A 9,041-nucleotide genomic window follows, 5' to 3' on the forward strand; every position below is an offset into this window, starting at 1 on the left:
GGCCGTGGGAGCGAACTTGTTCGCGAAGAGGCCGGTATGACCGCCGAAAATGCGTCGTTTGAAATACTGTCTTCGCGAACAAGCGAAGCGTCGCCCGCTTCGCTCCCACGCCCTTCGGGCAGAAGCGGGAATCTCAGACCGGTTACTTGCCGCCGCTGACCTGCTTGTACAGCGCATCGGCGTTGGCATCGGTGACCGGCACCCAGGGCAGGATGTAGTTCTTGTCGGTGCCGTCGCCCCACTTGACGTCCTTGGCGTAGCGCTCCCAGATCACCGACTGCGGCTTGTAATCCTTGCCGGCCAGGGTGCGAAGGGCGACATCGAGGGCACCCTGGGACTGGGCCTGGGCGTCCTGCAGAAAGGTCGTGATTTCGTTTTTCTTCGCCGCCTGAATGGCGTCAGGCATGCCATCGATGGAGGTGATCGGCACATCGGCAGGCTTCAGGTTGCGCGATTTCACCGCTTGCAGGGCACCGAGAGCCATGTCGTCATTCTGCGAAATGATCCCGGAAATGCCGCCGTTCTGATGCGCGTTGAGCCAGTCTTCAGTCAGGGTCTGGGCTTCGGCGCGGGACCAGTTGGCGGTCTTCTTCTCAATGATCTTGATGTCCGGGTGTTTGCTCAGGACTTCCAGTTCGCCTTTTTCCCGATCAATTTGCGCCGACTGGCCAATCGGTCCCTGGATGATCACCACATTGCCTTTGCCCTTGAGCTTGTCGACCATGGCCTGCGCCTGCAGACGACCGCCCTCGACGTCGTCGTTGCCGACGTAAGGCACTTTGTTGCCGGCAACCCGGGTGTTCGATGCGATCACCGGAATGTCGTTTTCCATCGCCCTGGCCACCGTGCCGACGCCGGCTTTGGTGTCGATGGGCACGAAAATGATCGCATCGTAGTGCTGGGTGATCATGGTCTCTATCTGATTGTTCTGGGTCAGCGCATCGTAGTTACCGTCGAACACGGTGATTTTCACGGTGCCGTCCTTGACCGCCGGATGCTCCTTGAGCTCACGCACCCAGTTCTGCATGAACTGCCCCTTGAGGCCATACACCGCCGCACCGATCTTGTAGGTCTTGCCATCGGCGGCCATGGATATACTGCTGGCGAGCAGGGAGAACGCCGCGACCGCGGCCAGGGATGTACCGAATTTCATGATGAGAACCTCATTATTGTTGTAGTCAGTCGTTCATGCCGGTCTAGCGTTTTTTCTTGCGCCACACATCAATCAATACTGCGAACACGATGATCAGGCCCTTGGCGACCTGCTGGTAATAGGAGGACACGCCAAGCAGGTTCAGGCCGTTGTTGATCACGCCGATCAGCAGTGCGCCAAACAGTGTGCCAACGATGCTGCCAGTACCGCCCGACAGGCTGGTGCCGCCGATGACCACTGCTGCGATGGCGTCCAGTTCGTAGGACATGCCGGCCTGGGGCAGGGCGGAGGTGGTTCTGGCGGACAGCACTACGCCTGCCAGTCCGGCGAGCAGCCCGGAAACCACGTACACCGAAAACATCACCTTGCGCACACCGATACCGGAGGTGCGTGCGCTCTTTTCGTTGCCGCCGACGGCGTACACGTAACGGCCGTAGGTGGTGTAGCGCAGTACCATCCAGAAAATCAGCGCGACCACCGCGAAGATAATGATCGGCACACCAATCGGGCCGATCCGGCCGATGCCCAGCGCCAGGTATTCTTCGGGCAGGTCGGTCACCGGGCTGCCGTCGTTGAGGATGAAGGTCATGCCGCGGGCGATACTGAGCATGCCCAGGGTGGCCACAAACGGTGGAATCGAAAGATTGGCGACCATGAAGCCATTGACCACGCCAAGCATGGCGCCGGCAAACATGCCTGCGCTGACCGCTGCCAAGAGGCCATAGCCTTGGGTCGCGACCAGTGCGCTGCACAATCCGGCGAACGCCAGAATCGAGCCGACGGAAAGGTCGATGCCCTTGGTCAGGATCACGTAGGTCATGCCGACCGCGAGAATGCCGTTGATCGAGGTCTGGCGCAGGATGTCCATCCAGTTGCGCCAGGTCATGAAATATTCGCTGGCAAAAGCCAGTACCAGGCACAACAGAATAAACACCAACGGCAGGCCGAAACGGTCGAGAGACAGGCGCAGGCGGCTGCGTGGAGACGCGGAAGCTGGGGCGATAATGGTTTTGGCATTCATGAGGCAAGACTCAACAGGACTTCCTGGGAAAGATCGGCATCGCTGCTGATAGTCACCAGCCTGCCACCCTTGAACACGGCGATTCGGTCACTGAGGCGCAGCAGCTCCGGCGCCTCCGAAGAGACCACGATGGCGGCCCCGCCAGCGCGTACGAACTGATCCAGCAGGTGATAGATTTCCTGCTTGGCACCCTCGTCGATGCCCCGGGTCGGCTCGTCGCAGAGCAGGCACACCGGCTCGGTCGACAGGCATTTGGCGAGGACGACCTTCTGTTGGTTGCCACCGCTCATCGACGCGACGGGCAGATCCAGAGAAGTCGTCTTGATCTGCAGGCGCTTGACCATGTCTTCGGCCAGTTTGTGCTCCTTGCGGGCATCGATCAGCGACCAGTTCGACAACTGCCGGTAGGCCGACAGTGCGATGTTGGACAGGATGCTGCCATTAAGTACCAGGCCGCTGTCCTTGCGGTCTTCGGTGACCAGTGAGACGCCCGCGCGAATAGTCGCTTTGGGCAGGCCGACCGGCAGCAGCTTGCCTTGCAGGGTGACGCTGCCGGAATCGGGTATGGTCAAGCCATACAGGCAGTTGAGAAACTCGCTGCGACCCGAGCCCATCAGTCCATAGATGCCGAGAATTTCACCGTGACGCACGTGCAGGCTGATGTCTTCGAATTCGCCGGTGCGACTCAGGCCTTCGACATTAAGGCAGCATTCGGCGGCGCATTCGCGACCTACCTTGTGATCGATACGCTGTAACTCCTGGCCGACGATGCCGCGTACCAGGTGTGCCCGGTCGATATCGGCCATACGTCCGCTTTCGACAAAGGCGCCATCGCGGAAGATGCTGTAATCGTCGGCAATCTGCGCCAGCTCGCTGAGGCGGTGGGAGACGTAGATGATGCCCGCACCCCGTGCAGCAAGCCGGCGGATGGCTTTGAACAGGGTTTGTGCCTCACGCTCGCCGATGGCCGAAGTGGGCTCGTCCATGATCATTACCGAACAGTCATGGCTGAAGGCCTTGGCGATTTCCACCAGTTGTATCTGCGCCACGCTCAGCAAATGCATGGGGCTGGTGGCGTCGACGTCGAATTCCAGCTCGTCCAGCAGTGCGCGGGTGCGTCGGTTCAGTTCCTTGCTGTCGACAATGCACCCGGCCCGACGTGGCTCGCGGCCCAGCCAGATGTTCTCGGCGACGGTCATGAAGGGGATGGGTTCCAGCTCTTGGGTGATCATCGCAATGCCGGCTGCCAGGGCATCGCCGGGACGACTGAACTGCACCGGCTCGCCGTTGAGCAGGATGGTCCCCGCATCACGTTGGGTGATGCCCATCAGAATGCTCAGGAAAGTGGACTTGCCCGCGCCATTGCCGCCGCACAGAGCGTGCACGCTCCCGGCTCGTAACGAGAGACGCCCGTCACGCAGGGCGGGGATGCCAGCGTAAGCCTTGGTGACGTGTTCAGCCTGGAGCAGTAATGGCTTGGCCATTGGCGTGTCCTCGTGCTGTGAATTCTTATTAGGTGCTGATGCGTTGCTCAGTGAGCATATGTGTATCAAATGAAATTCTGATCAGTCAATCTGTTTCCTATAAAAGTTTTGGAGTCCCGCGCTGGGGTCTCCCCTGCGGTCTTTCTGAGTTTTGGTTCAGTATTCACTGGAAAACTTGCTTGACAGAACCCGGCTAATGTTTCAGAAATGGCTGATCGGAATTTCACCGATTGAACATTTGGTCAAATAATAAGACCCCCGGCAGTGGAGCCTGATGCCATGAACACACCTTTCCCGGTGGCTATCGGATGTGATGAAGCGGGTTATGAACTCAAGGAATTATTGAAGCGCCATATCGAGTCGCTGGGTTATCCGGTGACCGATTTCGGTACTCATTCCGCGGCACCGGTGCTTTACCCGGACATCGCCCTGGCCGTGGCCACAGCGATCAACGCCGGACAGCAGCGGCTTGGCGTGCTGGTCTGCGGGACCGGAATAGGCATGGCCATCTCCGCCAACAAGGTCTTCGGCATTCGTGCGGCCCAGGCCCACGATACCTATTCGGCCGAGCGGGCACGCAAGAGCAACGATGCGCAAATTCTTTCCATCGGTGCACGGGTGATCGGCACGGAACTGGCGAAAAGCATCGTCAAATCGTTCCTGGAGTCGGAGTTCGAAGCCGCGCGCTCCGGCGCCAAGGTCGAGCGCATCAACGCGATAGAGCGTGACGGGCATCAATAGTCAGTGGACGGAACAGGGCGGGAGTAGGGAGAATGTGCCTTTGACGCCGAAACGGAAGCCCGTCCACATGAGTGACAGTACCCAGCGCATGGCCAGCGACATCGACCTGATGACTGAAGTCGCGATGCTCTATTACCTTGAGAACGTCACTCAGGAAGCCATCGCCAAACGCTTCGACCTGTCGCGCGCAAAAGTCAGCCGACTGCTCAAACGCGCACGCGATGAAGGGATTGTCGAAGTACGGGTGCTGCAGCACCCGGCGATGAACAACGAGCTGGAACTGGCGCTGGTCGAGCGGTTTCAGCTGGACAGGGCGTTGATTGCAGTCGACCACAGCGACCCGGATACCCAGCGCTCGGCGGTCGCCAGCCTGGTTGCCAATTACCTGAACAAGACCCTGGGCGACGGCATGATCGTCGCCGTGGGCATGGGCCGCAATGTGGGTGCGGTCGCGGACAATGTGTTCCTGCCGGTGACGCGCAACTGCACATTTGTCTGTGCAATCGGCGGTTCGCTGAAGGCGGGCGAGTACATGAACCCCGACCACATCTGCCGCCGTCTGGCGCTGCGTTTTGGTGGTGAAAGCGAAAGCCTGTACGCCCCGGCGCTGGTCGCCAACCCTGAACTGCGCAGTATTCTGATCAGCAACGACACCGTGCGCTCGACGCTTGACCGCGCGCGGCGTGCCGACATGGCGCTGATCGGCATCGGTGACATGAGCGAGAACAGCAACATGGTGCGCATGGGCTGGTTCTCCCCGCAGGAAATCGCCCAGGCCAGGCTGTCCGGCACGGTGGGTGACATGATGGGCTATGACTTCATCGACATTCATGGCCAGCCTGCGGTCAATGCCATACAGGGCCGGGTGATCGGTCTTACCGTGCAGGAATTGTTTCGTATCCCGGATGTAGTGGCCATCGCCAGTGAAAACACCAAGGCCGCCGCCACGCTGGGTGCCTTGCGCTCAGGCGTGATCAACACCCTGGCAACCACCGTCACCAACGCCCACACCATCCTTGCCCTGGATGACGCGACACGCAAAAACTGACACTACGGGCTAAATCCGTGGTCGAAAGCGTCGCGGCGCAAGACTGGATAACAATAAAGGGCAAGGAAGATGATTCTCAAAGTGACCGGTATCGTCATCGCGATACTCAGCCTCATTCTGCTGTTCATGGGTGCGCAACTGGTGGCTGCCGGCGGTTCACCGGCCTACTCGATGATCGCCCTGGGTTTGCTGGCCACAGCAACCCTGGTATTCCTGAAAAGAAAGTCGGCACTTACCCTGTATGCAGTGATGATGTGGGGGATTCTGCTCTGGATCATCTATGAAGCGGGCCTGGACAAATGGCAGTGGATCCCTCGCGGCGATCTGTTTGCACTGATCGGCCTGTGGCTGGCCATGCCCTGGGTCGTGCGGCCGCTTTATCAAGCGCGATCGAGCACCGATAAGCGTCGTTTTCATCCGTTGCTGGGCGGTACGCTTGGCGTAATGCTGCTGATCGTGATTGCGCTGATGTTTCACGATCCGTACCCGCAGCAAGGGCGGATCGACAGCGTGGCGACCGCCCGCAGCGCCGAGTCGGCAGGCAGTGACTGGGCTGCATATGGCGGTAGCAACGCGGGCCAGCGCTTTTCCAGCCTCGATCAGATCACCCCGGACAACGTCGGCAAACTGTCGGTGGCCTGGGAATACCACACCGGCGACCTGCGTGATGAGGACAAGGACGCTGGCGAGTACACCTTTGAAGCGACGCCCCTCAAGATCAACGACCGGGTGTACGTGTGCACGCCTCATAACGAAGTGCATGCACTGAACCCGCAGACCGGGCAACTGGCGTGGAAATACACCCCCGAGAAAAAACGCTCGTATTTGCAGCAGCACCAGACCTGCCGTGGCGTCAGCTATTATTCAGCGGCCTCCAGCTCTGCGGGTCAGCCACAACAGCCGGCTCAATGTGCCAAACGCATCATCACCGCGACTGCAGATGCCAGGCTGGTAGCGCTTGATGCTGACACCGGCAACCTGTGCAGCGACTTCGGCAGCGGCGGGGTGATCGACTTGAGCGTCAACATGGGCACGATCCGCCCGCACGCGCTGATGCAGACCTCCGCGCCACTGATTGCCGGCGAACTGATCGTGATCGGCAGCTCGATCATGGATAACGGTTATAACGACGGCAACCCGTCCGGGGTGATTCGCGCCTACGACGTCATCACCGGCCGGCTGGTATGGAACTTCGATCCGCAAAACCCGGACAACACCCAGCCGATAGCGGCTGACCAGAACTATCCGCAAGATACGCCGGTCGCTTGGGCGACCCTGAGCTCCGATGTCAAAAACGGTCTGGTGTACGTCCCGTTTGGCAACGCTTCGCCCGACGAAACCGGCACCCGGCGTAACCCCGACAGCAACACCGAGAAGTTTCGCGATGCACTGGTGGCTCTCGACCTGAAGAGCGGCGCGCTGCGCTGGAAATTCCAGACCTCGAACAATGACCTTTGGGATCGCGACAACCCATCGCAGCCCTCACTGCTGGATCTGGGAAAAGACGGTAGCCGCCAGCCTGCCCTGGTGTTGCCGACCAAAGTAGGCAACATCTTTGTGCTTGACCGACTGACGGGCGAGCCGATCGTGCCTGTCGATCAGGTCAGTGTGCGCACCGCGGGCGGTGTTGAAGGCGAGCGCTTTGCACCCACCCAGCCGGTCTCGCGACTTAACTTCATCCCGCCGGTGTTGACCGAGAAGTCCATGTGGGGCGTTACGCCTTTTGACCAGATGGCTTGCCGGATCGCGTACAACACCCTTCGTTATGACGGTAACCCTTGGACACCGGCCACCGAGTCGGGATCGCTGATCTATCCCGGCAACATAGGCGTGTTCAACTGGGGTTCGGTGGCCGTGGACCCTGACCGCCAGTTGCTGATCGCCGCACCGGTGCGCCTGGCGTATGTCTACAACCTGATCAAGCGCCCCGCGCAGGCCCGGGAAAAACGCCTGTTCACTCAGGAGGGCAAGCCCTACTGGAACGAGAACTTCGACGGTGACTATGCCATCCGTATTTCCAGATTCGCCTCGAGCCTTGGCATTCCGTGCACAGCGCCACCGTGGGGGACCATGGCCGGGGTCGATCTGACAACTGGCAAGACCCAATGGATGCGCCGGGTCGGCACCACCAAAAACCTCAAGACCAGCTTCATGCAGGAACGTTTTCCGGTCGGTTTTCCCATGGGCATGGTCGCCCATGGCGGTCCGATGGTGACGGCAGGCGGATTGGCCTTTCACGGCGCGACGGCGGATAACTTTTTCCGTGCCTATGACGTCAATAACGGCGAAATGCTCTGGGAATATGAGTTGCCCGCGGGTGGTCAATCCATTCCTTCGACGTATACCGGCAACGACGGCAAGCAGTACGTGGTCATTGCTGCCGGCGGTCACGGATCGCTTGGTACGACATTGGGCGACAGCGTGATTGCCTTCCGGGTTGATTGAACGCAGAAGCGTCTGTGCGAGAGGGCCTTTAGTGGCCCTTTTTCTTGGCGCGTATCGCTGCAGTTCATTCACCAGGGCACAGGCGCTTCAATCACCTGCCATCCAGCGCGCCAGGCCATGTCGTCCGCTGACGCCCAGCTTGGCGGTGGCGCGTTTGAGGTAGGTTTCCACCGAACTGTTCTTGACCTTGAGGCGCTGCGCCATTTCAGCCACGGTGCCGCCGGTCAGCAGGCCCAGGCAGACTTCCTGTTCGCGTGCTGACAGTGTCACCGAGCCCTGTGCGAGCCTGCCACTGAAGGCCTGATCCAGCGAGCCCGGCTCCGGCTCGAGGCGCGTGGCATTGTGGCTGGACTGAGCAAGGCTCTGCGCGTGGTGCTCGACCAGCGGCAACAGCGTGTCGGAGAGGCTCTTGAGCAAGGACAACTCTGTCAGGGAAAACGCCCGCAACGCGGTCAGTCGATAAAAACAGATGATCAGCCGACGTTCACCGTGGCTGGACACCAGATTGCACTGGTGGGTGTTGTGCTGAGGGTGTTGCGCGCTCAGCGGAGTCTTGAGCTGAATCAACAACGGGTCCTGCATGTGCAGAATGCTGGATAGCAGAGGATGGTCGATGGCCTCGCTGCCGGGAGGGTCATGCTTCAGGCCCGCGCTGCCCAGCGGATTGATACGACTGATGCTGCTCTCGCGCAGGTCCAGCGTCCATTCACTGAGGCCAAGCCCGTGAATGGGCACCAGCGAATCCACCAATTGCAGCATGTGCCCGGCAAAGGTCTCGTCGCCCGTACTGGACACCAGCTTGGCCAGTTGCAGATAGAAGCGTGGGTCGTCGTGGTACTCGAAATGTTGCGCCGTGTTCATCTTGAGCTTTCCTGATTCCGACCGCGCAAAACGGACCATGTCGACTGCTGCGCGGCAACTACTGATTGCACTTACTGATAAGCCTGATGATGGCACTTGGTCTCCGGGTATTCAGCCTAACCTTTCATCCTGCGTCTGTAACAAAAAACAGGGACAGGATTGCAATCCGCTGAAAGTGTATCTGCGGTGGCATTTGGCCGTACGGCACTGTCCGGGTTAAAGGGGCCATACACAGGTGGGACGGCAGTGCTTAATCCGCTGCCTACCCGCCAAGAAGGACCTTGAGCC

At 59.8% G+C, this 9,041-nt stretch carries 7 protein-coding genes; 3 read left to right on the top strand and 4 right to left on the bottom strand.

Features of this window, described 5'->3' with window-relative positions:
* Positions 1–142 precede the first annotated feature (142 nt).
* Genes AC54XV_RS13615 through AC54XV_RS13625 form a run of 3 tightly spaced genes read right to left on the bottom strand, consistent with a single transcriptional unit; the run spans position 143 to position 3,658 of the window.
* Positions 143–1,153, bottom strand: a complete 1,011-nt coding sequence (locus AC54XV_RS13615; RefSeq protein ID WP_011267783.1) for a substrate-binding domain-containing protein — start codon at positions 1,151–1,153, stop codon at positions 143–145.
* Positions 1,154–1,196: 43 nt separating this feature from the next.
* On the bottom strand, positions 1,197–2,174 hold the full coding sequence (locus AC54XV_RS13620) for an ABC transporter permease (RefSeq protein ID WP_058398623.1): 978 nt from the start codon (positions 2,172–2,174) through the stop codon (positions 1,197–1,199).
* Positions 2,171–3,658, bottom strand: a complete 1,488-nt coding sequence (locus AC54XV_RS13625; protein ID WP_011267784.1) for a sugar ABC transporter ATP-binding protein — start codon at positions 3,656–3,658, stop codon at positions 2,171–2,173. Before AC54XV_RS13625 ends, AC54XV_RS13620 begins: the two co-directional genes overlap by 4 nt.
* A gap of 279 nt (positions 3,659–3,937) precedes the next feature.
* Between AC54XV_RS13625 and rpiB the strand changes: the two genes are divergently transcribed.
* The 3 genes from rpiB (at position 3,938) to AC54XV_RS13640 (ending at position 7,892) form a co-directional block, all read left to right on the top strand.
* Entirely contained in the window at positions 3,938–4,399 is a 462-nt protein-coding gene (gene rpiB, locus AC54XV_RS13630) for a ribose 5-phosphate isomerase B (protein WP_003402606.1), read from the top strand.
* A gap of 67 nt (positions 4,400–4,466) precedes the next feature.
* The gene (locus AC54XV_RS13635; RefSeq protein WP_003369595.1) at positions 4,467–5,447 is read left to right on the top strand and encodes a sugar-binding transcriptional regulator; all 981 of its coding nucleotides are present in this window, start codon (positions 4,467–4,469) and stop codon (positions 5,445–5,447) included.
* Between the two features lie 69 nt (positions 5,448–5,516).
* Positions 5,517–7,892 (top strand): glucose/quinate/shikimate family membrane-bound PQQ-dependent dehydrogenase, encoded by a 2,376-nt coding sequence (locus AC54XV_RS13640; RefSeq protein ID WP_024641577.1) that lies wholly within the window; start codon positions 5,517–5,519, stop codon positions 7,890–7,892.
* Between the two features lie 87 nt (positions 7,893–7,979).
* Here AC54XV_RS13640 and AC54XV_RS13645 read toward each other — a convergent pair whose 3' ends face one another.
* Positions 7,980–8,753 (bottom strand): helix-turn-helix transcriptional regulator, encoded by a 774-nt coding sequence (locus tag AC54XV_RS13645; RefSeq protein WP_024641576.1) that lies wholly within the window; start codon positions 8,751–8,753, stop codon positions 7,980–7,982.
* Between the last annotated feature and the right edge of the window lie 288 nt (positions 8,754–9,041).

Source organism: Pseudomonas fragariae (ex Marin et al. 2024) (genome assembly GCF_059621105.1).